This is a genomic window from Caulobacter endophyticus (genome assembly GCF_029543245.1).
GTDB lineage: Bacteria > Pseudomonadota > Alphaproteobacteria > Caulobacterales > Caulobacteraceae > Caulobacter > Caulobacter endophyticus_A.
In genome coordinates this window covers 1-23264 of record NZ_JARQWV010000014.1, presented here as the reverse complement: position 1 = coordinate 23264, position 23264 = coordinate 1, and the positions used below count along the sequence as shown (strand labels likewise).

At 70.2% G+C, this 23264-nt stretch carries 20 protein-coding genes, 1 tRNA gene and 1 pseudogene; 10 read left to right on the top strand and 12 right to left on the bottom strand.

Translation table 11 applies throughout. The features are described from left to right. Position 1: 1 nt before the first annotated feature. The 9 genes from P7A99_RS14390 to P7A99_RS14350 all read right to left on the bottom strand — a co-directional run bounded on the left by P7A99_RS14390 (position 2) and on the right by P7A99_RS14350 (position 9479). The gene (locus P7A99_RS14390) at positions 2 to 1714 is read right to left on the bottom strand and encodes a DUF1800 domain-containing protein (RefSeq protein WP_277794512.1); all 1713 of its coding nucleotides are present in this window, start codon (positions 1712 to 1714) and stop codon (positions 2 to 4) included. Between the two features lie 79 nt (positions 1715 to 1793). Beyond that, complete coding sequence (gene virB11 / locus P7A99_RS14385; protein WP_277794511.1) at positions 1794 to 2774, bottom strand: P-type DNA transfer ATPase VirB11; 981 nt, start codon at positions 2772 to 2774, stop codon at positions 1794 to 1796. Further along, entirely contained in the window at positions 2771 to 3904 is a 1134-nt protein-coding gene (locus P7A99_RS14380) for a TrbI/VirB10 family protein (RefSeq protein ID WP_277794510.1), read from the bottom strand. Before P7A99_RS14380 ends, virB11 begins: the two co-directional genes overlap by 4 nt. Beyond that, positions 3901 to 4638: a TrbG/VirB9 family P-type conjugative transfer protein gene (locus P7A99_RS14375; protein ID WP_277794509.1), complete on the bottom strand. Its 738-nt coding sequence runs from the start codon at positions 4636 to 4638 to the stop codon at positions 3901 to 3903. The genes P7A99_RS14380 and P7A99_RS14375 overlap by 4 nt, the downstream gene beginning before the upstream one ends. Positions 4639 to 4667: 29 nt before the next feature. Beyond that, a complete protein-coding gene (locus tag P7A99_RS14370; protein WP_277794508.1) occupies positions 4668 to 5888 on the bottom strand; it encodes a type IV secretion system protein in 1221 nt (406 codons plus the stop codon). Further along, entirely contained in the window at positions 5885 to 8260 is a 2376-nt protein-coding gene (locus P7A99_RS14365) for a VirB4 family type IV secretion/conjugal transfer ATPase (RefSeq protein WP_277794507.1), read from the bottom strand. The genes P7A99_RS14370 and P7A99_RS14365 overlap by 4 nt, the downstream gene beginning before the upstream one ends. Continuing rightward, positions 8239 to 8526: a type IV secretion system protein VirB3 gene (locus P7A99_RS14360; protein ID WP_277794506.1), complete on the bottom strand. Its 288-nt coding sequence runs from the start codon at positions 8524 to 8526 to the stop codon at positions 8239 to 8241. Before P7A99_RS14360 ends, P7A99_RS14365 begins: the two co-directional genes overlap by 22 nt. A gap of 6 nt (positions 8527 to 8532) precedes the next feature. Continuing rightward, complete coding sequence (locus P7A99_RS14355; RefSeq protein ID WP_277794505.1) at positions 8533 to 8850, bottom strand: TrbC/VirB2 family protein; 318 nt, start codon at positions 8848 to 8850, stop codon at positions 8533 to 8535. Further along, positions 8850 to 9479, bottom strand: coding sequence for a lytic transglycosylase domain-containing protein (locus P7A99_RS14350; protein ID WP_277794504.1), 630 nt, complete (start codon positions 9477 to 9479; stop codon positions 8850 to 8852). The genes P7A99_RS14355 and P7A99_RS14350 overlap by 1 nt, the downstream gene beginning before the upstream one ends. 244 nt (positions 9480 to 9723) lie before the next feature. On the opposite strand from P7A99_RS14350, the gene P7A99_RS14345 reads away from it, so the two are divergent. From P7A99_RS14345 to P7A99_RS14325, 5 genes are all read left to right on the top strand, one after another. Further along, positions 9724 to 10263, top strand: coding sequence for an RNA polymerase sigma factor (locus tag P7A99_RS14345; protein WP_277794503.1), 540 nt, complete (start codon positions 9724 to 9726; stop codon positions 10261 to 10263). Then, on the top strand, positions 10263 to 11219 hold the full coding sequence (locus tag P7A99_RS14340) for a FecR family protein (protein WP_277794502.1): 957 nt from the start codon (positions 10263 to 10265) through the stop codon (positions 11217 to 11219). Before P7A99_RS14345 ends, P7A99_RS14340 begins: the two co-directional genes overlap by 1 nt. Positions 11220 to 11408: 189 nt before the next feature. Further along, a complete protein-coding gene (locus P7A99_RS14335) occupies positions 11409 to 13901 on the top strand; it encodes a TonB-dependent receptor domain-containing protein (RefSeq protein ID WP_277794501.1) in 2493 nt (830 codons plus the stop codon). Positions 13902 to 13926: 25 nt separating this feature from the next. Then, positions 13927 to 15447, top strand: a complete 1521-nt coding sequence (locus tag P7A99_RS14330; RefSeq protein ID WP_277794500.1) for an alkaline phosphatase D family protein — start codon at positions 13927 to 13929, stop codon at positions 15445 to 15447. A 115-nt stretch (positions 15448 to 15562) separates the two neighbouring features. After that, entirely contained in the window at positions 15563 to 15997 is a 435-nt protein-coding gene (locus P7A99_RS14325) for a VOC family protein (RefSeq protein ID WP_277794499.1), read from the top strand. A gap of 82 nt (positions 15998 to 16079) precedes the next feature. Here the strand turns inward: P7A99_RS14325 and P7A99_RS14320 are convergent, their stop codons facing one another. Together P7A99_RS14320 and P7A99_RS14315 are read right to left on the bottom strand one after the other, a co-directional pair. Continuing rightward, positions 16080 to 17144, bottom strand: coding sequence for a hypothetical protein (locus P7A99_RS14320; RefSeq protein WP_277794498.1), 1065 nt, complete (start codon positions 17142 to 17144; stop codon positions 16080 to 16082). A 185-nt stretch (positions 17145 to 17329) separates the two neighbouring features. Continuing rightward, positions 17330 to 17404: transfer RNA gene (locus P7A99_RS14315), tRNA-Thr, on the bottom strand. A gap of 351 nt (positions 17405 to 17755) precedes the next feature. On the opposite strand from P7A99_RS14315, the gene murA reads away from it, so the two are divergent. The 5 genes and pseudogenes from murA to P7A99_RS14290 all read left to right on the top strand — a co-directional run bounded on the left by murA (position 17756) and on the right by P7A99_RS14290 (position 22808). Then, positions 17756 to 19045: a UDP-N-acetylglucosamine 1-carboxyvinyltransferase gene (murA, locus tag P7A99_RS14310; protein WP_277794497.1), complete on the top strand. Its 1290-nt coding sequence runs from the start codon at positions 17756 to 17758 to the stop codon at positions 19043 to 19045. Positions 19046 to 19048: 3 nt separating this feature from the next. Beyond that, positions 19049 to 19489: a DUF2948 family protein gene (locus P7A99_RS14305; RefSeq protein WP_277794496.1), complete on the top strand. Its 441-nt coding sequence runs from the start codon at positions 19049 to 19051 to the stop codon at positions 19487 to 19489. A 5-nt stretch (positions 19490 to 19494) separates the two neighbouring features. Then, a pseudogene (locus P7A99_RS14300) lies at positions 19495 to 19611 on the top strand (hypothetical protein); the annotation flags it as partial. A gap of 105 nt (positions 19612 to 19716) precedes the next feature. Beyond that, positions 19717 to 20832 (top strand): hypothetical protein, encoded by a 1116-nt coding sequence (locus tag P7A99_RS14295; protein ID WP_277794495.1) that lies wholly within the window; start codon positions 19717 to 19719, stop codon positions 20830 to 20832. 50 nt (positions 20833 to 20882) lie between these two features. After that, entirely contained in the window at positions 20883 to 22808 is a 1926-nt protein-coding gene (locus tag P7A99_RS14290; protein ID WP_277794494.1) for a M1 family metallopeptidase, read from the top strand. Positions 22809 to 23030: 222 nt separating this feature from the next. On the opposite strand, the gene P7A99_RS14285 is transcribed toward P7A99_RS14290, so the two are convergent. Further along, positions 23031 to 23264, bottom strand: a 234-nt coding sequence (locus P7A99_RS14285; protein ID WP_277794493.1) for a cation:dicarboxylate symporter family transporter, incomplete at its 5' end; no start/stop codon positions are given.

Sequence of the window (23264 nt, the reverse complement as noted above, 5' to 3'; positions counted from 1 at the left end):
CTCAGCGATCGACCTGGAAGTGAGGGGAAGAGGCGACGATGTAGAGGGCGACCTGCGCCCGCTTGCGCGCCTGGACGGCGGGGTCGGTGTTCTTGACGGCGGCCATGGCCGAGGACAGCGCGCTGCGCTGGGCCGAGGTCATGGTCCCGTTGAGGAAGACCAGATCGATGCGCTCGAGCATCTTGCCCTCGTCGGCGGCCAGGGCCTCCCACTGGGCCCAGGGCAGTTCCACGGGAACCGAGCCGGGGATGGTCGGCTGCGTCTTGAACTCGGTGCGGGTGGCCTCGCCGCCCATGGTCCAGTCCCAGGCCAGGTTGTGACGGGCGACCATGGTCGAGGTGGTCATCAGCTTGCTGGCCGGGCTGAACTCGCCCGAGCCCAGCGGCAGCGGGAAGTCGTACGGATAGAAGTTGAACACCGACGGGGCGCGGAAGGGCATCTGCCCCAGGCCGTTGTCGCGGTAGTAGAAGGCGTAGCCGTCGGACTTCAGGCCCATGCCGCGGGCCAGGCCCGTCAGGAACAGCACCGGCTCCTTGACCTTGCCGGGCGTGGCGGCCGAGCCGCGCGCCTCGCTGTCGGTGAGGATCGCCTTGATCACCGCCTTCATGTCGCCGCGCACGCCCGCGCCGTTGTCGGCGAACACGGCCGCGACCCGGCCCACATAGGCCGGCGAGGGATTGGCCAGGGTCAACTGCTGGATCAGCCGCTTGGAGATGAACGGCGGGGTGTTGGGGTGGTTGAAGACAGTGTCGACCACCGTGTCGACGTTCTGCTGCTGGGTGGCGCCGGCCGGGATCGTCACGTTCAGGAAGGTCTTGGCGCCGGTGTCGAACCGGGCGGCGTTGACGATCATCGGCTTGGTGTAGTCGACCTTGACGTAGTCGGTGATCGGCGCGCCGTCGAGGCGGGCGTAGGTCCAGCCGGTCAGCGCCCGGGCCAGCTCCTTGACCTCGGCGTTGGAATAGGTGGCGATCACCGCGCCGTCGGCGCCGGTCTTGGGCGTGCCGTCCATGTTCAGCATCACCGTGCCGACCGAGAACAGCTGCATCAGCTCGCGGGCGTAGTTCTCGTTGGGGGCCGACTTGTTGCTGTCGACCATGTCGAGGAAGTTGCCCATGAACGGGTTCAGGGTCACCTCGCGCAGGATGTCCTTGTAGTTGCCGAAGGCGTTGCCCAGCAGGATCTGGTTGAAGGTCGCCAGGCCCGCGGTGGTGTGCACCTCGAGGTCGGACGCCACCACGATCTGCGACAGGGCGAAGGCGGTGCGCTGGCGCAGCTGGTCGTCCTTGCCCATGGCGTTCGAATAGAACCGCATGGCCATCGGCAGGGCGCCGAAGTTGTCGCGGTTGCAGTTGCTCAGATCCGTGCCGGTCAGGTTCTGGGCCGAGCAGAAATTGGTCGCCACCGGCTTGCCGGCGATGTCGGCGTAGGTGCTGGCGTTCAGCGCGAACTGCTGGTCGATCCAGGCGCCGGCGTTCTTGGCGACGACGATCTGGTCGATCAGCTCCGGCGTGGGTCCAAAGCTCGCCTGCTTGGCCAGGCGCGAGGCCTCGGCGGCCGAGATCACTACCGGCGGGGGCGGAGCGGTGGGGGTCGTGCCGCCGCCCTGGGGCGCGGGCGATCCACCGCCGCCGCCGTTTCCACCGCCGCCGCAGGCCGAAAGAAGAAGGGCCAGGCCGATCCCGGACCCCGAAGCTAGAAGTTTGATACGCATGGCGCAGAAGTCCCCGATCACGCCCGCGGTGCGGGCGCGCTGAACGCGAAAACAAAGGAAAGGGTGGAGCGGGCCGTCTCTATCGGTCGATGAAGACGATCTCCCGGACGGCGCGGACGCCGCCTTGTCGGTGAAGCTGTACGAAGACGTCGACGACGCGCTCGACATGGTCGACCACGTCCTGGCGTCGCAGGTTGGCGCCGGCCTGCAGGGCCATCAGGGCCAGTTGCTCGACGGCGCCGCGCGGGTCGTCGGCGTGGACGGTGGTCATCGAGCCCGGATGGCCGCTGGAGACGGCGCGCAGGAAGCTGAAGGCCTCGGCCCCGCGCAGCTCGCCCAGGATGATCCGGTCGGGCCGCAGGCGCAGGCTGGCCTGCAAGAGGTCCTCGGTCCCGACCCGGGCCTGCCCCTGCTCGCCGCGCGCGGCCACCAGGCCGACCGCGTTGGGATGGACGAGACGGATCTCGGGCGCGTCCTCGATCAGGACCAGGCGCTGGTCGAGCGGAACTTCCTTCAAGAGGGCGTTGAGGAAGGTGGTCTTGCCGGTCGAGGTGCCGCCGCTGACGACGATGTTCTTGCCCGCCTGCACGGCGCCCGACAGGAAGCCGTGCACGTCGCCGGCGTCGAGCCGGGCGCGCAGCGCCGTGTCCGGGCGGGCTTGCGGCGCCGTCGCCTGGTCGAAGGCGCCGGCGCGGGCGTAGTCGCTCAGCGACAGGTCCGAGACCACGTGTTTGCGGACCGCCATGACGATCCCGCCGCGGGTGGCGGGCGGGGCCACCACCTGCACCCGCGCGCCATCGGGCAGTACGGCCGACAGCAGGGGATGCTCGCGGCTGACGCCCTGGTGGGCCAGCGCCGCCACCTGGCGGGCCAGCCGCCAGAGGTTGGTCTCGTCTAGCTCGGGCACAGCGACGGGCGCGACCGCGCCGCCCAGCCGCTCGACCCACAGCTCGCCGGGCCGGTTGATGTAGAGGTCGGTCACCGCCGGATCGGCCAGCCACGGCGCCAGCGGCGCCAGATAGGCCTCCAGATAGACCCCCATCGGGGCGTGATGGGTCATTTGAGGCCCCGCACGCCGGAGAAGTCGAGGTCGCGGGCCACGAAGATGGTCACCGGCGCGCCCTGCGGCGTCTTGATGGTCGGCGAGGTGTTGGTCCCCTTGGCGGCGTTGGCGAGGTTGGCCGCCTCGGACATCGAGCCGATATAGATCTGCGAATTGGCCCGGCTGTTGCTGACCGCCGCGACGCCGGCGCTGAGCACCGAGGTCAGGATCGAGCCGCCGAAACGGGTGAAGAAGTGACGGTCGACCTTGCCCTCCAGGCCGCCCCGGCCCAGCGGGTCGGCGGCCGGCGAGCCGATCTGCACCGACACGCCGTCGGGCCGGATCACCCGGGTCCAGATCACGAAGACGCGGCTGGCGCCCAGGGCCAGGCCCGACTTGTACTGGCCGATGACGCGGCTGCCGCGCGGGATCAGCACAGTGGAGCCGTCGAAGCTTTTCACGTCGCGGGTGACCATGGCGCGGGCCAGGCCCGGCAGGTCGGAATTGATCGCCGTCTCCATCACCGCCGGGATCACCGCGCCTTGCGGGATCACGGCGTCGAGGTCCTGCATGGCGCTGGCCTTGGCGGGCGCGGCCTCGTCGAGGCCGACGCGGTCGGCGAAGCGCTCGTCGGGATTGAGGGCGGCCACGCGCGTGGCTTCGCCGGCGACGGCCGCGGGGCTGCCGGGGGCGGGCTTGGCGGCGGGCTGGCCCCGGTCGCTGAGGTCGACGACCAGGGTCGGCGCGCGGCGGCGGCCGGAATCGTCCGCGGGGCCGGCGAAGACCGCGGCGGGCGGCGGCGGGGCGTAGGCGGGCGCCGGCGGCGGGGCGGGCTCAGCCGGGGCGCTGTTGTCGACCGTGAACTGCGGCGCGGGCACGGCGTAGAGCGGTCCCTGCATCTGGGCGAGCTTGGCCACGGGCGCAGGCTGGGCGGCGGCGGGCGGGGCGGCCTGCGGACGCTGGCTGGCGTCGGCGCGATGGCTCGACAGCCAGGCGAACACGGCCACGCCGAACACGCCGAAGCCGGTCATGATGGCGAGGTTGGAGACCCCGCCGCCCTTGGCGACCACGGGGCGGGCCTGGGCGTCGGCGGCGGCCAGGTCGTCCTGGACCTGGGGCGACAGGCGCGGGTCGATGTCCTGGCTCATCGGGCCTTCCCCTGAACCTTCCCCGGACCTTGCCAGGCGGCGTTGACGACGGTGGCGCTGGCCTTGTCGCTGCGCAGCACGAAGCGCGGGGCCAGCTGGTCGACGACCAGGTAGCCGTCCTTGACCACGGCGTTGGCCAGGCCCTCGGAACCGTCGGCGCCGATGACGAAGATCGCCGGCAGCTCGGCTTGGCTAGGCCAGGCGAAGTAGGTGGCGCGGCCGTCGTCGAACACCTGGGCCGGGGCCAGGGCGGCCGAACCCTTGATGGTATAGGCGTTGTTGCGCGGCGGCTCTGCGGTCGCCGGCTTGGCGGCCGGGGCGGCGATCTCGACCGGAACCGCCGGATAGCGGAAGCGCACCACATAGGCCGCGTCGGCCGAGCCGGGCGACACCGACAGCTCGAAGACGTAGCGGCGACGGTCGGTGACGACGGTCATGTTGGTGGCCGGGGCGCGGTCCACGGGCTTGAGGAACAGCAGGGTGGCGCGCTTGTTGGGCGTGATCTGCCAGCCCAAGGCGTCGCCGATCGAGACGTTCTCGATCCGCTCGTCGGGGGCGAACTCCAGCATGGTCTGGAAGCCCATCACGCCGCTCAGGCGGTAAACCTGGTCGGGATCATAGGGCAGGGTGCGGATGCGTGGGTCGGCCGCGACGGCCGGCGCAGGGGCGGTCTGTGCCAGGGCCGGCGTAGCTAGCGCACAGGCGAGCGACAGGGCCAGAAGCGGGCGCTTCACGGGCGAAACTCCGGAACAGGTAAGCGGGGTCACTGGTCTCTCCGGGCTCCGGAGGCGGCGAGGCGGGGCGAGGCCGGGCGGCGATAGCTGGCGCCCAGCGGGACAGCGACGGCCGAGGTGGTGGTCGAGCCGGCCGTGGGCGTGGCCTCGGTGCGGTCGGACACCACCACCAGGCGGCGCGGGCCGACGGGCGAGGACGCTGCGGCGGCGCTGGCGGCCTGCTCTTCGCGTCGGGCCAGGCTGACGGCGGCGGCGGCCACGTGGGCGGCGCGCGACGGCGGCTCCAGCGGCGCGGCGGTCGAGACGCCGGACGCAGCGATGGGCGAGACGTCCTGGCCGATCTGGCGCTCGCGCGGCAGGCGCAGGCCGGCGGCGATCACGCACACCGCTATGGCGGCGGCGACCAGCACGGCGGCGAAAACGAGGCTCAGCACCAGCACGATGATCGCCGGACCCATGTCGAGCTCGGCGAACTGCTGGACGTCCTTCATGGCCGCCAGGGCCTTCAGGGACGGGGCCATCATCGCCAGTTCCAGCGACAGGGCCAGGGTGGCGATCATGGGCAGGACGGAGAGGGCGATCATCGCCTTCAGCCAGCCTTCAACCAGGCCGCGCGTGGTCTCGAACAGCAGGAGGCCGGCGACGATCGGCGCCAGGGCCAGAAGCACCGACAGCACCACCTTGCAGGCCAGGACGACGCCGAGGCTGGTCAGCAGCATGACGAGGCCGCCGACATTGGCGGCGAAGGCCGCGAAGCCGGGGCCGCCCTGCAGGGCCGCGTCGCGGGCGCCGGCCCGGGTGGCGAAATGCTGGGCGGCGTCCTGCAGGGCGTCGAACGCAAACTGCAGGCGCACGAAGGGATCGAGCTTGCCGGGGCCGGCGTCCAGCTGGCCCAGCAGCAGCGCGCCGACCTCGGTCGGGGCCTTGAACAGCAGGTCGTAGGCCAGGGTTTCCAGCAGCGCCCAGTTGGTGGCCAGCGCCACGACCAAAGCCAGCTTCACGGCGGCGATGGTGGCGTCGCCGATCCTCAGGGTTCCGCGACCCAGCACCAGCCGATAGCCCATGAAGCCCACATAGAGGGTCATCAGCACGGTCAGCAGGGTGGAGACCGGCGATCCGGGCGCCGACAGGGCCGCATAGCCGGCCTGGGCCAGGCCATGCACCTGGCAGTCGACCGAGCCGATCAGGCCCTGGACCAGGGCCGCATCAGGAGAAGGGCAGGCGCCTGAGCCAAGAAGGGGCGGGGTCATGCGGCCTCCTTCAGCAGCTTGGCCATCCAGGCCTCGGGCGCGTCGCCCAGGCGTTCGCGCAGCGCGTCGAGCTTGCGCACCGTGCTCTCGCGGCCCGACAGCACCGTCAGCAGCTCGGGCGAGCCGGAGAGGTTGAGGCGGGCCACGACGCTGTCGGTCCCGTGCTTGATCAGGAAGCAGCGGGCGGTGTCGGGCAGGCTGCGGACCAGCTCGAACTCGTGCTCGGTCAGGCCGAAGCCGTCGCAGTAGTCCTTCGCCTGGGCCTTGGGATTGGCCATGAAGATCTGGGTGGCGGCCTGCTCGACGATGGCGCTGGCGATGCGGCTTTCCAGAGCGTCCTGGGCCGACTGAGTGGCGAAGCCGACCAGGCCGTTGCGCTTGCGCAGGGTCTTTTCCCAGTCCTTGATCCGGGCGACGAACACCTCGTCGTCCAGCGCCTTCCAGCCCTCGTCGACGACGATCAGGGTCGGGTGGCCGTCCAGGCGCTGCTCCACGCGGTGGAACAGGTACATCATGGCCGGCGTGCGCAGGGTCGGGTCGTCCAGCAGCTGGGTCATGTCGAAGCCCAGCGTGGCGGCCGACAGATCAAGGCCATCCTCGGCGTTGTCGAACAGCCAGGCGTGCTCGCCGGTCCCGTGCCACGGCGCCAGCCGGGCGGAGATGTCGGCGGCGTCGGGGCGGCGCGCGCCCTTGAACAGCTCGGCGAAGAACCGCAGGCGACGCAAACGCGGCGCCTGGTCGTAGTTGGCGTCGACGGCGTCCTTGATGCCGGCCAGGTCGTCGGGCGTCAGGGTCTCGCCGGGCTGGGAAACCAGCCGCGCGATCCAATCGGCGACGAAGCGGCGGTTGGCCGGCGTGTCTTCCAGGGCCAGCGGGTTGAAGCCCGTGGCCTGGCCGGGGCGCAGCACCTCGTAGCGGCCGCCGATGGCGCGCAGGAAGATCTCGGCCCCCCGGTCCTTGTCGAAGAAGACGGTACGCGGCGCGTACTTCTGGGCCTGGGCCAGCAGGAAATTCAGCACCACGGTCTTGCCCGAGCCCGACGGCCCGATGATCGTGAAGTTGCCCAGATCGCCCTTGTGGAAGTTGAAGTGGTACGGGCCGGCCGAGGTGGTCTCCAGCAGCGTCACCGCCGGACCCCAGTGGTTGCCCAGGGCCTTGCCGACCGGGAAGTTGTGGCCGCTGGCGAAGCCCGCGAAATTGGCCGTCGAGATCAGCGCCCGGCGGGCGATGTCCTTGAAGCAGCCCGGGAACTGCGCCCAGAAGGCCGGCTCCAGGTTGACGTCCTCGCGCACGGCGATGGCGCCCATCTCGGTGAACGCGCTCATCACCTCGGCGGTCGACTGGTCGAGGCCATCGAGGCTCTCGCCGCGCACCAGCACCGACAGGTGATGCTCGCCGAAGGCGGCGCGGCCGCTGACCACGTCGTCCTTGGCGCGGATAAGATCGGCCTTGACGCTGATGGCGTCGTCGTCGGCCGCGCGCATGCGGCGCAGGGCCAGGTTCATGCGGTCCAGCGTCGGCTGGCGGTCGACGAAGCCGAAGCTCTGGGTGACCACCATCTCGCACGGCAGGCGCAGCAGGTCATCGAGCATGCCCGGCGTGGTCTGGGCGGGATAGTCCTTGACCGAGACGATCGAGGAAAAGCTGCGCGCCAGGGCGCCGGCGCGCGACAGCTCCAGCGTCTCGTGACCGAAGCTGACGCGGCGATAGGGCAGGTACTCGCCCACGTCGCCTTTCGGCGCCAGCACCGGGCGCATCTCGCCGTTATAGAGGCAGGACAGGAATTCCAGCGGTTCCGAGCAGGTCCCGCCGGCGCCTTCGTATTGGCCGAGCACCCGCGCGCCGTAGGGCGCCAGGGCCGAGACCAGGCTGTCGCGGGCGGCGTCGAGTTCGCGGCGGTCCTGGGCCTTCTGGCCGGCGGTCTGGGCCGGACCCTTGGCCAGGCGCAGGGCCTTGTCGATCAGTCCGCCCTGGCCTTGCAGCGGCCGGCGCACGATCGTCAGGAAGAGGTCGTTGACATAGAGCCTGCGGCCCGCAAGGCGCGCGCTCCACTCGGCGTCGAGGCGCGTGCTGAAGCCGTCGGCGAAATCGCCTTCGGTGCCGACCTTGGCCTCGCGGCGGATGATGTGGTGGTAGACGGCGAAGCGCGAGGAGGCGAGGCCCCGCAGCATCACGTCGCGCACGGCCTTGCGATAGTTCAGGGTTTCGCTGTCGGCCGTCTCGAACGGCAGGCCGGCCAGGTGGATGACCTGCATCAGGAGGCCGTCGCGCGTCTCGATCGTGCGCTCGTCCAGCAGGCGGGCGTAGGGCAGGCGCTTGCCGGCCGAAGCCTCGCGGTTCGCCTTGGGCTTCACGGTTGGTAGCTGTTGCATCGCCAGGCCCGGAAATTGGGAACGCGGGGGCAGCGGCTGACCTTGGTCAGCCACAGGTCGAAGATGCGGGGTTCGCGCAGGCAGGCCGCGTAGCCGATCGCGTGGACTGCCAGCGCCGCCAGCAGCGCCCAGAACGACTTGGTGATCAGGAACAGCTCGGTCGTGACCACGCCGTTGACGACGAAGTAGCTGTAGGTCACGCCGGCGAACATCTGGGGCCGGGTCAGGGCCCCGAACACCACGTCGCGATCGAGGGGAGCGGCCATCGGGCTTTACGCGCCCGCCGCCGTGCGGATGCCGCTGACGATGGTCGTCGCGCCGAACAGGATGAAGCAGCCCAGGATCACGGTCGCGCCATAGCGCCAGTTCATCCGGCCGGTCAGCATCATGAAGCCGACGGCGGCCACGGCCATCACCGCCACGGCGGTGGCGACATTGCCCAGCAGCGTGCCTTGCAGCCACATCACGCCCGACAGCACGGCCGACGAGCCCTGCGGATCGGCCTGCACGGCCTGGGCGTGGGCCTGGCCGGCGGCGGCGAGGAGGGCGCTGGCCAGGGCGGCGGCGCGGACGCTTACAAGTTTACGCATCAGTTGGAGGCTCCAAGGGCGGGAACGGCGAAGGCGGCGCCCGACACGGCCATGCGGCCGAGGATCGAGGTCACGTAGGCCTGGGTTTCGGCGTAGGGCGGCACGCCGCCATGCTTGAGGACGGTGCCGGGGCCGGCGTTGTAGGCGGCCAAGGCCAGCTTCACGTCGCCGCCGAAGCGGGTGAGCATCTGGCGCAGGTACATCGCCCCGCCGCGGACGTTCTGGGCCATGTCGGAAGGATCGACGCCCAGGTCGCGGGCGGTGGCCGGCATCAGCTGCATGACGCCCATGGCGCCCTTGCGTGAGCGGGCGGTAGGCTTGAAGCGGCTTTCGCGCCAGGCGACGGCCTCGACCAGATTGGGATCCAGGGCGTAGGCGGCGGCCGCGGCGGCGATCTCGCGCCGGACCTCCTCGTGGCCGGCTTCCACGACCGGCGCCAGCGGCGGCGCGATCGTCTCGACCGAGCCATCGGTATAGACGGCCGGCCCCTCGAAGCGCGTGACCTCGCCCTCGTCGCCGATCTCCAGGACCTGGGCGGCGGCCGGGCCAGAAACCGCGAGGGTCGCGAACAGGCAGCAGGTCGCTATGGCCGCCAGGCCGATGGCTTGGCGCGCGAAGTCGAACGTCATCGACGCTCCCCCGATCAGCTGTGGTTAAACGATATGCTTAATCGATGTGTATAGGTCGCATCTGACTCGCGTAATGCGTCAGGACAGCGCATCGGTAACCAGTTATCTGTGTCGGAAAGTCTACGTTTGGTGCTGTGCAAGCTTCAGCTTGGTGAAGTAAAGGCGCGATATACTTAAGCTGTGAGGGGGGCGGCTGTCGCCCGTCTGTCACGCGTTTGTCGCCGGGCGGTGGCATGGCCGGGCCATGTCCCTCTCGGTTTCCAGCCTGCGTCTCGAGCCGTCCGGCGAAGAGCGCTTCGAGGCCCTGACCCGTCGGCTTCGAGCCCCGCTGCTCAGCTACTTCACCCGCCGCACCGGCTCGCGCGTCGAGGGCGAGGAACTGGTCCAGGACCTGTTCGTGCGGCTGCTGCGGCGCAGGGGGCTGATGGCGCTGGAGAACGTCGACGGCTACGTGTTCGAGGCGGCCGCCAACCTGCTGCGCGACAAGGCTCGCCGCGACCGCGCGCGGATCGAGGGCGGCGTGGTCGACCTGGACCGGATGGATCCGGCCGATGATTTGCCCGGCGCCGAGCAGGTGGTGGGCGGACGCCAGAACCTGGCTCGCATCCGGGCGGCCCTCAAGTCGCTGCCGCCGCGCGCCCGCACGATCGTGATCCTTCGCCGCTTCGAGGACATGAGCCATGCCGAGATCGCCGCGCGCCTGCGCATCTCGGTCAGCGCGGTGGAAAAGCACCTGGCCCGCTCGATGGCCGTGCTGCGCGACGCCCTGCGGGAGGACGCCTGATGGTCCGTCCGCGCAAGCCCGGCGAGGCGGCCGCCGACTGGTTCGCCAAGGCCGAGGACGATCGGATGGCGGCCGGCGAGCGGCGAGCCTTCGACGCCTGGATGGCCGACGCCGACAACGCCCGAGCCTATCATGACGTGGAAGAAGCCTGGGATGTCCTGGGCGAGGCCGGTGGCGACCGCGAACTGCTGCGCATGCGCTCGGCGGCGCTGAGGGCGGCGTCCGGGCCCAGCCGGCGGGCGGTGTTCGGCATGGCCGGAGCGGCGATCGCGGCGGCGGGCGCCGGCGGGGCGGGCCTGATGATGGCCGGCGCGGCCCAGGCCACGATCCGCACCGGGGTGGGCGAGCGGCTGACAGCCCCGCTGCCCGATGGTTCGCGGGTGACGCTGGCGCCGCTGTCGAAAATCCGCGTCAGGTTCACCTCCAAGGTCCGCGCCGTGCGGCTCGACGAGGGACAGGCCTATTTCGAGGCCCGCCGCGCGAGCGATCGTCCTTTCCGCGTCACCGCCGGCGACCAGATCGCCGAAAGCGCCGGGGGGCGTTTCCAGGTGACGCTCGGCGAGGGCGGGTCGCAGATCCTGCTCGAGGAGGGCGCCTTGCAGGTGGCGACCGCGGAGGGCGCGACCGCCCGCCGGGTCGCGGCGGGCCAGGTGCTGTCTGGACCGGCGGCGACGCCGCGGGTGACGGCCGCCGATGTCGACGGGCTGACGGCCTGGCGCAGCGGCCGGCTGGTGTTCGACGACGAGGCGCTGAGCGACGTGGTCGCCGCCTTCAACCGCTACTCCGCCGACCAACTTGTGCTGGCCCGGCCGGAGCTGGGCGCGATCCGCGTCTCGGGCTCGTTCCGGTACGACGGCGCGCGCGAATTCGCCGGCGCGATGCAGGCGGCCTTCGGTCTGAGCGTGCGGCAAGTGGGGGATGCGACCTGGGAGATCCGATCCGGCGAGCGGGGCTGAGGCGCCTCTCTTATATCTCCCCGGTCCGTACAACAGGGGCGGGAATGACGGGAGGTTGGGGGAGGAGGGGAGAGCGCGCCACCCCACCTCGCCGTCCATGAAATTTCTGCGACGGGATGAGGGTTCGTCCGCGGGGCCAGTTCCTGGAGTCGATCGGTCAGGGGCCGGCGGCTGTTTAGGACGATATCGATGACGAGCTTCTCTTCGCGCGCCCGGTTGCTGCGGCGCGGCCTGCTGGCCTGTTGCGCTGTCGCGGCCTTCGGTGCGGCGTCCCCGGTTCTGGCGCAAGGCGCGGCGCCGGCGGCCTTCACCCTCGCCAGCCAGCCGCTGGAGCTGGCCCTGCCGGCCTTCGCCCGCCAGGCCGACGTTCAGGTGCTGTATGCGCCGGCCCTGGTGCGCGGCAAGCGCGCCGCCGCCGTCGCCGGCGCCCGCACCCCGGCCGAGGCGCTGGACCGGATGCTGGCCGGCACCGGCCTGAAGGCCGTGGCCACCGGCGAGCGCACCTTCACCATCGCCGCCGAGGACAGGCCCGAGGTCAGCCATCTCGATGAGGTGGTGGTCACCGCCCAGAAGCGCTCGGCCGCCATCGAGGACGTGCCGATGGCCGTGGCGGTGGTCGACGGCGCCGACGCCTCGCGCCGGGGGATCACCAACGTCGTGGACCTGGTCGACGAAGTCGCCGGCCTGTCGGTGAACTACGCTTTCGGGGGCACCAACTACGGCCTGATCAGCATCCGCGGCATCGGCGGGGCCGACGACTACAAGCCCAACGGCAATCCTTCCGTGGCCCTGCATGTGGACGGCGTCTACCAGACCTCTAACGCCTATCTGGGCATGCCGCTGTTCGACCTCGACCGCGTCGAGGTGCTGAAAGGCCCGCAAGGCACGCTGTATGGCCGCAACACCACGGCCGGCGTGATCAACGCCATCACCCGTGGTCCCGGCAAGGCGGTGGAGGGCTCGGCCCGGCTGGAATACGGCTCGTACGATTACACCGAGTTCGAGGCTTCGGTCGGCGGTCCGGTGGGCGACAATGTCGGCGTTCGCCTGGCGGTGCTGGCCCAGAACGGCGGCGGCTTCATGGACGGCGCGGGCGCGGGCCTGCTGGCCGGCTATCGCCCGTCGGTGCGCGGCGTGGTGCAGACCCAGGTTCCGCCGCTGGCCGATCCGGGCCGTCGCGAGGGCTTCGGCGACAAGGACCTGTTCGCCGCCCGCGCCACCATAGACTTTTCCCTGGCGCCCGAGACCGACCTGACCGTCAAGCTGTTCGGCAGCCGTGATCGCGGCGACACCCGCCAGTACGACCGCATCGCCCGCAGCCGCGACGCCACCCTGGCCAACGCCGGCGAGAACGAAGACCCGTACGAGTTCTACTCGAGCGGCTATCCGACCCATGAGATCGACATCTACGGCGGCTCGGCCACCCTGGCCCATCGCGTCAAGGAGAACCTGAATTTCACCGCCGTCGGCGGCTGGCAGGGCTCCACGCGCTCGGTGCAGGGCAACGGCGACGGCTCGCCCTATCCGGCCTCGTACTTCGACGCCGACGAGAAGCTGAGCCAGGCCTCGCTGGAACTGCGCCTGGCCGACGACACGGGCGGCAAGGTCGATTGGATCGCCGGCGCCTTCTACGTCACCGACGAGGTCAAGTTCGACACCAACTGGATCAGCTATTCGGCGCTGACCATCTACGACAACCTGCACAAGCAGAAGCGCACCAGCATGGCGCTGTTCGGCCAGGTCGATTACCGGCCGATCGACAAGCTGCAGCTGTCGGCGGGCCTGCGCTACACGCGCGACGACGCCGACTACAAGGGCAGGAACGTCGACCGCAATCCGTGGGGCATCAGCACCTTCACGACCACCTTCGCCACCACCAACCCGTTCTCGTGGGACGAAACCTTCGAGGACGATAACGTCTCGGGCCGGGTGACGGCCAAGTACGAGTTCACGCCCGACCTGAATGTCTTCGTTTCGGCCGGAACCGGCTATCGCGGCGGCGGCTTCGACGGCACCTCGATCTTCACCGTGGCCGAGACCAAGCCCTTCGCCTCGGAGACGGTGGTCGCCTACGAGACCGGCCTGCGCTGGTCGACCTCGCGGCTGCGGGTGTCGCTGGACGCCTTCCGCTACCGTTTCAGCGAGTTGCAGGCGACCACACGCCTGGCCAACGACACCAACGGCCGGGCCAATGTGGGCAAGGCCCGCAGCGACGGCTTCGAGGCGGCGATCAGCGCCCAACTGTTCCGCAGCGAGCGCCAGAGCCTGCAACTGGACGCCAACGCCACCTGGCTGGACACCGAGATCCTGTCGTTCAGCTCCAACCGCGTGGCCGACGTGCTGCAGACGGTCGGCGACCCGCTGCCGGGCGCGCCGGACGTCTCGGCCACCCTGGCGCTGAACCACCAGCTCTTCCTGCAAGGCGGTTTTGCACTGCGCAGCCGCCTGGGCGTCACCCACCACGGCGAGGAGAGCAACCGCCTCAACGCCCTGCCGGGCAACACAGCCAAGGCCTACACCCTGGTCAACGCCCGGGTCGAGCTGGCCACGCCTTCGAACTGGACGGTCTACGCCTACGGCAAGAACATCACCGACGAGGTCTATTTCCCCGAGCTGAACGGCGCGGCCCGGCTGGTCGGCGCACCGGCCACCTGGGGCGTCGGCGCGCGGTTCGACTTCTGATCGCAGCGAAAGAGAGAGGTCCGCCATGTCCCGTCTCACCCGCCGCGGTCTCGTCGCCGCCTCGGCCGCCCTGGCCCTGGCGCGCGCCGACGCCGTGCTGGGCCTGGAGATGGACCGCAGGGCGGGCCTCGACCCCTTCGCGCTGGGCGTCGCCAGCGGCGATCCCGGCCTCGACGGCTTCGTGCTGTGGACGCGGCTCAGCGACCACGGCGCGCCGCTGGACGCTCCGTCCGTACCGGTGACCTACGAGGTGGCCGAGGACGAGGCCTTCGCCCGCATCGTCCGGCGGGGCAGGCGGGCCGCCTCGCCGGGCCTGGCCCACGCCGTGCACGTGGAGATCTCGGGCCTGCGTCCAGGCCGGCCCTACTGGTACAGGTTCCAGGCCCTGGGCGCGGTCAGCCCGGTCGGCCGCACCGTCACCGCGCCGCGCCGGGCGCAGCGGGCCAGGATCGCGGTCGCCTCTTGCCAGCACTTCGAGCTGGGCTGGTTCACGGCCTATCGCGACCTGGTCGCCGCCGAGCCCGACCTCGTCGTCCAGCTGGGCGACTACATCTACGAGAACAGCTACGCGCAGTTTCCCAAGGTCCGGACCTTCGATGGCCCCGAGCCGGTGGACCTGGCCGGCTATCGGCGCCGTCACGCCCTCTACAAGTCCGATCGCGACCTGCGCGAGGCCCATCGGGCGACGCCCTGGGCGGTGACCTGGGACGACCACGAGGTCGAGAACGACTATGCGGACCTGGCCAATCTGAAGGCCCTGGAGCCCTCCGTCTTCGCTCGTCGGCGGGCGGCGGCCTACCAGGCCTATTTCGAGCACATGCCGGTGCGGCCCAGCCTGTGGGCGCGGCCGGACGGTCCCAGGCTGCATCGCCGCCTGGCCTGGGGCGATCTCGTCGGCCTGCCGATCCTCGACGGCCGCCAGCGCCGGTCGATCCAGGCCTGCAACGCCCCGCGCCAGGCCGGCAACCGTCCCCGCCGCGACTGCGCGGAGCTCGAGGCGCCCGGTCGCACCATGCTGGGCGCCGCCCAGGAGGCCTGGCTGGCCGACGGCCTCAAGCGCGAGACCGCCCGCTGGACGCTCTTGGCCCAGCAGACGCCGGTCGCGCCCATCGCGACGCCGGAGGGCGTGATGTCCGACCAGTGGGACGGCTACCCCGTCGCACGCCGGCGGCTGATCGACGGCCTGACCCAGCCGGCCGTGCGCAACGCCGTGATCCTGAGCGGCGACGTCCACGCCTTCATCGTCGCCGATCTGCACGCCCGGCCCGAGCGGCCTGAGACGCCGGTGGTGGCGACCGAACTGGTCACCACCTGCCTGGCCGCCAGCCACGCGCCTCGCGCCCGCTACGGCCAGGCCCAGGCGCGCAACCCGCACCTGAAGTTCGCCGACATCGAGCGTTCGGGCTACCTGCTGCTCGACGTGCGTCCCGACCGGCTGGAGGCCGACCTGCGCGCGGTGTCCGACCAGGGCGACCCGGACGGGAAGACGGCCAGCCTCGCCCGTTTCGCCGTCGAGGACGGCCAGCCCGGCGCGCGGAGGGGCTGAGACCTCGTCGATCGCTGTGCGGGCGCTCGGCGCGGAGCGGATGACGATCTGCTCTCGTGGAGAGAGACTTGCCCACCGCATGGCCTTTCCATGCGACGAGGCGGGGCGAGTTGCGATGGGCGGCTTCAGGTACGGCTTTCATCACGGCGGCGTCAGCGTGCCCGACCTGGATGCTGCGGTGGAGTGGTACGGCCGCGTGCTGGGCTTCGCCCTCGAACGCCGTTTCGAGATCCCCACCATTCCGGCGCAGGTGGCGATGATCGCCAACGGCGATCTGCGGATCGAGCTGTTCGAGGTTCCCGGGGCCGCGCCGCTGCCGGACGAGCGCCGCGTGCCCGACCGCGACGTCCACACCCACGGCGTCAAGCACGTGGCCTTCGTCGCGCCGGACGTGCCCGCCCTGGTCGAAGAGTTGAAGGCGAGGGGCGCCGACCTCGTCTGGTTGAAGGTGATGCCGCATGGCACGGCCTGCTTCATCCGCGACCTTGCGGGCAACCTGATCGAGTTCGTGCAGGGGCCGGTCCCGGCCGGCGAGGCGGGCAGCCTTTAGGACGCGTCAGGCGCCGCCTGGATTCTCGCACCGATGCTTCCCGCCCGCCGGGAGGTCGGCGGGAAGCACGGCGCGGGACGTCCTAGCGCCACAGCGGCCGGCGCGGCGGAATGTAGACCTCTTCGGTGTAGCCGGGGCGCAGCCAGTATGGAGACCGGGTTTCCCGCATCGTCACGCCGAACACCTCGGCGGCCGTGTGGGTGTTCGCCTCGTGATTGATAGACAGGATCGCGGCGAAGGACCGCCGGGCCTCGGCGGCATATCCATCGGCCTCGGCGCGGGACATTTCGGTCACGGAGTCGACATTGACCAGCAGGTCGAACTTGAGGCGGCCGATCGCGGTCGGCGGCAGGATCGCGACGGCGCCTTCGACCCGCGCCTCGCCCGCCAGCGTGATCCTGTTCTCGCCCAGGGCCGCGGCCAGGAACAGCGCCTGCGCAACCCCTGTCAGGGGCAGGTCGATGATGGTGTAGTCGCGGATGCCCAGAGCCTGGGAATAGAAGGCGGACCGCCCCAGGCCGCCGCCCACCTCGACGACCCTGCGTCCGAAGCGATTGGAGAGCGCCTTGGTGCGAACGGCTTGATAGATCGCGTGAATGGCGCGGTAGGTCACGATGCCCGAGGGCGTCGGCAGCCCGTGCTCGCTGGGGAAGGGATTCGGGAAATGGACTTCGCCGACCCGTTCGCGGACGGCGTCGAGGCACGCCGGCGCGGTGGGAGGGCGAAGCGACGTCGCCCAGTGGCCCGCCCCGAATTCCTCATTGTAGAGCCTGCAGCCGAGGGCGTCGGTCAGTTGGCTGAGCAGGGTGTTTATCTGAGCGATCCGGCCGCTCCGCACCGCCGGGTTTTGCAGGTGCTCGATGTCGTCCTTGAAGAGGTTGTCGAAGCCGTAGAACAGGAAGTGCTTGCCCGGATCCGTCAGCAGGGCCCGCAGCTCCTCGTCGCGGTCGTCGTGAACGAGCGCCTCATGGACGGCGGCGGACCTTTGCGAAATGGCGGACCAAAGCTCTGATTGGCTCGGCGTCGCCGTGGCGATGGCCGATCGGTATGCGGTCTTGATGCGCCCGAGCAGGCGATCCGAAAGGCTGTAAGGCTCGGTCGAGAACGCGCCTTCAGCCTCGATGTCGCTAATTCCGTACTGGTTCATAGGCCCCCCAAGAAACACTGGAAGAAACCTACGTCACCGTCGCTATTCTGGGTAGAGGCGCTGGCCCGTTTCGCCATTCGCGTCGTGCGCGCGATCGCAGGGCTGCGCAAGCCGCTGCAAATCTGGGAAGTCTCGCCGCATTTTTTGGAGTGTGGTGGGGACCCAGACTTCCATCTGGGTCCCCGTGGTGCCGCCGGGCAGGATTGAACTGCCGACCTCAGCCTTACCAAGGATGCGCTCTACCACTGAGCTACGGCGGCGGCGAGGAGGGGCGTATAGCCAACGATTTCCGGGATTGCAAAGCCCAAATCGTATAGACCAAGCGTCGCACGCAATTCACCTGTGGACACATGAGCCGGTCACCGACGTCAAACCCAAGCCAGGACAAGGAAAAAGCCGATCGCGAGGCGCGCCTGGCCCAGGCCCTGCGAACCAACCTTCGCCGTCGCAAGGCGCCCGCCAGCGCTTCGGCCAAGCCGGAATCGTCCTCGCAAGGCGACGAATAGGGGAATCGGCGCGGCCTCTTGCATGCCCCCTTGCAAGCGTTAGAACCGCGCCCTCACATGTGACCCGCGCGAAGGACGTCTTTTCGCGCGTTCGAGGGATTTTCATTGGATCGCATCGCCATCACCGGCGGCGCGCAGCTGAACGGGGTCATCCCCGTGAGCGGCGCCAAGAACTCGGCCATCAAGCTGATGGCCGCCAGCCTGCTCACCGACGAGCCGCTGCGCCTGACCAACATGCCGCGCCTGGCCGACACGCGATTCCTCGGCAAGCTGCTGACGCGCCTGGGCGTCAGCGTCACCGAAAGCGACGGCCCGGACGGCCAGCAGACCATCCTGCACGCGCCGGAAATCACCAGCGGCTTTGCGCCCTATGACCTGGTGCGCCAGATGCGCGCCTCGTTCAACGTACTGGGCCCGCTGGTCGCCCGCTCGGGCCAGGCCAAGGTTTCCCTGCCTGGCGGCTGCACCATCGGCGCGCGTCCTGTCGACCTGCATCTGCAGGCCCTGGAAGCCCTGGGCGCCAAGATCGACCTGCACGAAGGCTATGTCTACGCCCAGGCCCCGCGCGGCCTGAAGGGCGCCGAGATCAGCTTCCCGATCGTCTCGGTGGGCGCCACCGAGCACGCCATGCTGGCCGCCGTGCTGGCCGACGGCGTGACGGTGATCAAGAACGCCGCCTGCGAGCCGGAACTGGTGGACCTGCAGGAATGCCTGAACGCCATGGGCGCCAAGGTCGAGGGCGCGGGCACCCCCACCGTCACGATCACCGGCGTCGCCCGCCTGAACGGCGCGACCCACTCGGTGATCCCCGACCGCATCGAGATGGGCACCTACGCCGTCGCCGCCGCCATGGCCGGCGGTGAAGTGCGCCTGACCAAGGCTCGCCCGGAGCTGATCGAAAGCCTGTCGGTAAAGCTCGAGGAAGCCGGCGCCACGGTCGTGCGCACCGAGGACGGCGTCATCGTCAAGCGCAACGGCTCGCGCCTGAACGCCGTCGACCTCGAAACCGCGCCGTTCCCGGGTTTCGCTACCGACCTCCAGGCCCAGTTCATGGCCCTGATGACAACGGCGAACGGCGAGAGCCGCATCCGCGAGACGATCTTCGAGAACCGCTTCATGCACGCCCCCGAGCTGATGCGCCTGGGCGCCGACATCTCGGTGCACGGCGGCGAAGCCCGCGTGCGCGGCGTCGCCCAGCTGGAAGGCGCCGAGGTGATGGCCACCGACCTTCGGGCGTCGGTCAGCCTGGTGATCGCGGGCCTGGTGGCGCGCGGCGAGACCGTCGTGTCGCGCATCTATCACCTGGATCGCGGCTTCGAACGCCTGGAAGAGAAGCTGGGCGCCTGCGGGGCCCAGGTGCGTCGCATCAAGGGCGACGGCGAGCCGGAGCTCTAAGCCATGACCGCCGCTCCCCTTCGCCTGCTGGCCCAGGAACCGGCCGATCTCGAGGTGGTCTCGGCCGCCTTGCAGGACGCCGTGGCCAAGATCGGCGACATCCGCTGGGACGCCGGGGCCCGCACCCTGACGCTCGCCTGCAACCGCTTCCGCTGGGAAGCGGGCGCCAAGCGGGGCAAGGGCGGCGAGCGCGTGCGCTCGGCCCTGCAACTGGGCGACGTCACCGGCGTCCAGGCCCGCAACCTGCGCCGCGACGCCAAGCAGGCGGTGGTCGAGCTGCTGTCGATCGGCTTCGAGCCGGGGCAGGAGGCGCCGGGCGGCACGGTGCTCTTGACCTTCGCCGGCGGCGGCGACCTGAAGGTGGCCGTCGACTGCATCGAGGTGGTGCTGGCCGACGTGTCGGACCCCTGGGCCACTCCGCGCCAGCCGGGTCACGAGGGGTAGTTCCCTCGGTTCGTCATCCCGGCCGCGGCGAAGCGGAGAGCCGGGACCCAGGAGCAACCGCATTGCGTTGGCCCCTGGGTCCCGGGTCTGCGGCCCGCTTCGCGGTCCTCCGCCCGGGATGACGAGGCCGGTTGGTCGTTAACCAACCAACCTTCTGATTTCCAAATATTTCAAATCACATCGAGCCTGCTACAACTCGCCGAAGTTGAATCGAGCTCGAGTGCGTGATGACCAGGATCGGGTCGCAGGGCTACGCCGCCGCCTATGCCTATGCGGGCGCGACGAACAGCCAGACGGGAACCGTCGCCCAGCAGCAGGCCAAGGCCGCCGAGGCCGCCAGGACGGGTGCGTCCAGCGTCAGCGTCACCCTCTCGGCCGAGGCCCAGGCGGCGCTGGCGGGCAAGGCCGACAACCGCGACCTGGGCGCCGTGGTCTCCGACGCTCGCAAGAGCCTCGACGCCCTGCTCGCGGCCGCCAAGGCGACCAGCGCCCTCAAGGACGGCAAGGCGACGATCGACGTCTCGGGCCTGGACCGCCGGGCCCTCTACGCCATCGCCTCGAACCAGGGCGGAAGCTTCCCGATCGAGGAGCAGGTGGTCGCCAGCCTGCAATTGCAGTCGGGGCAGAACGCCGCCCTGGCCGGTCCCGCGGCCGACGCCCGGGTCACCGGCGACTATGCCGGCCTCTACAAGGCGGCCCTGACCCGTCACGAGGGCGCAGGGGCTGAGGAAAAGGCCACGCTGAAGTGGCAGAACGAAAAGGCCGCCCTGGTCGAGGGCCTGCGCCAGTCCACGGCCAAGCCGGGGACCGCGCCGACTGGCATCGCCGACGATCCGGTCGCCGCCTACGTCAAGCAGAACGGCGGCGTCGTTTCCAACCCCCGCTCGCGCGACATCGACGACGTGGTCGCCGACGTCCGCGTGGCGCTGGACCGCCAGTACAACCTGGCGACCGGGGAGGGGATGGCGGTCGGTCCCGACGCCGGCAAGATCGACTTTACCCGCTTCGACGACCGTTCGCTGTCGGCCATCGCGCTGAACAAGGGCGGCCAGTTCTCCGAGCATGAGGCCAAGGAGGCCGCCGGCGAGATCCGCAGCCGCAACCGCGAAGGCGTGTCGTCCTACTGGAAGGCGGCCCAGCAGTCGGGCGACGGCTCGGCCTTCGGACGGACGCTGGTCTCGCAGTACGTCTCGATGAGCGCCGAAGAGCGCGAGGCGGTCGGCTGGACCCCGGCGCTGTACGAGAAGATGGTCGCGACGCAGAACCTGTCGGCGAAACTTTCGTCGATGTTCGGCCCCGACGGGTCGATCAAGACCGGGATGAGCCTGCTCGACTATCTGTAGCCGTCCGTATCTGGAATAAGGGGGCAAAGTTCCGCTTCCACGGATTGCCCATGTCCCTGATCTTGCACACCCCGCGCGCCGTCCTGATGGCCGCGCTGCTCGGCGCCGCCGCCGTTCCCGCCATGGCCCAGGCGCAGGCGGGGTCCGCGCCGGCCAAGCCGATGGTCGCCCCGCTGTCGACCGCCTCGGACGCCACGGACATCCACTCCTACGCCAAGCCGAAGATCGCCCGCGTCACCCATGTCGATCTCGACCTGACCGCCGACTTCACGGGCAAGAAGATGGTCGGCACGGCCGCCCTCGACCTGCTGCTGGCGCCGGGCGCCAAGGACGTGGTGCTCGACACCAAGGGCCTGGTCGTCAAGTCGATCACCAACGCCAAGGGCCAGCCGCTGAAGTGGACCCTGGGCGCGGCAGACCCGCACATCGGCGCGCCGCTGACCGTGGCCCTGAACGGCGCCAAGCGCATCGTCATCGCCTATGAAAGCGCCCCCGACGGCGCGGCCCTGCAATGGCTGTCGCCCTCGCAGACGGCGGGCAAGCAAAAGCCCTATCTGTTCAGCCAGGGCCAGGCGATCCTCAACCGCACCTGGATTCCCACCCAGGACAGCCCCGGTATCCGCCAGACCTGGACCGCCCGCATCGTCGCGCCCGAAGGCCTGAAGGCGGTGATGAGCGCCGAGCAACTGACCCCGGACGGCGAGCCCGTGGCCGGCGGCGGCCGCGCCTATCGCTTCAGGATGGACAAGCCCGTCGCGCCCTACCTGATCGCCATCGCCATCGGCGACCTGGCCTTCCAGCCGCTGGGCAAGCGCACGGGCATCTACACCGAGCCCTCGACCCTGAAGGCCGCGGCCTGGGAGTTCGCCGACGTCGAGAAGATGGTCGAGGCCGCCGAGAAGCTCTACGGCCCCTACCGGTGGGGTCGCTACGACCTGCTGGTGCTGCCGCCGTCGTTCCCGTTCGGCGGCATGGAGAACCCGCGCCTGACCTTCGCCACCCCGACGGTGATCGCCGGCGACCGCTCGCTGGTCAGCCTGGTGGCGCACGAGTTGGCGCACTCGTGGTCGGGCAATCTGGTGACCAACGCCACCTGGGCCGACTTCTGGCTCAACGAGGGCTTCACGGTCTATTTCGAGAACCGGATCATGGAGGCCCTGTACGGCAAGGACACGGCCGCCATGCTGGCCGACCTGGGCTGGACCGACCTGCACGAGGCCATCGAGGAGGCCGGCGGTCCCACCGGTCCCGATACCCGCCTGCACATCGACCTGACCGGCCGCGACCCCGACGACGGCATGACCGACATCCCCTACGAGAAGGGCGCGGCCTTCCTGCGCACCATCGAAAAGGAGGTCGGCCGCGAGCGCTGGGACGCCTATCTGCGCGGCTATTTCGACCGCCACGCCTTCCAGCCGCAGACCGCCGAGGGCTTCATCGCCGACCTGCGTACGCACCTGTTCAAGGGCGACAAGGCGCTGGAGCAGAAGATCGACGTCCAGCGCTGGATCTACCAGCCGGGCCTGCCGGAAAACGCCGTCCACATCCAGTCCAAGGCCTTCGAGGCCGTCGACGCCCAGGCCAAGGCCTTCGCCGCCGGCGGGGCTGCGCCGCTCGACGCCTGGAAGGCCTGGAGCACGTCCGAGCGCGTGCGCTTCGTCGGCGGCCTGCCGCGGCAACTGTCGGCCGAGCGCCTGGCCGCCGTCGACACGGCCTTCGGCTTGTCGGCCCAGGGCAACAGCGAGATCCGCTTCGCCTGGCTGCAGCTAGCCGTCGCCAACCGCTACGAGCCGGCCGTGGCCTCGCTGGAGCAGTTCCTGACCGGCCAGGGCCGCCGCAAGTTCGTCGCCCCGCTGTTCGCCTCGCTGTGGGGCCAGGGCGACTGGGGCCAGTCGATCGCCAGGCGCATCTATGCGCAGAGCCGGCCGCTCTATCACGCCGTGACCCGCGAGACCGTGGACAAGACGGTGAAGTAGGGGCTGCGGCTCCCTCACGCTCATCCCCTTCCTCGCCTTCCTGGGCCTTGTGCCCAGGATCCATGGTTCAGCCTGCTCAGACCTTTCGAGCGCGACCAAGATCTGAGCAGCCGCCGGCATGGGCCCTCGCCACAAGGGCGAGGGAGGCGGGTTTGGTGGGGGACAAAAGAAAAAGGGCGGGACCGTGAGGTCCCGCCCTTTCTGTTGCGATCGTGAGGCGCGTCAGGCCTTGGCGGCCTCGGCCTCCGGCATGTCCTCCAACTCGCCCTCCCACTTGGCGACGACGGCGGCGGCGACGGAGTTGCCGACGACGTTGGTGGCCGAGCGGCCCATGTCGAGCAGGTGGTCGACGCCCAGGACCAGGGCGATCCAGGCTTCCGGCAGGCCGAAATAGGTCAGGGTGGCCATGATCACCACGAGCGAGGCGCGCGGCACGCCGGCGATGCCCTTGGAGGT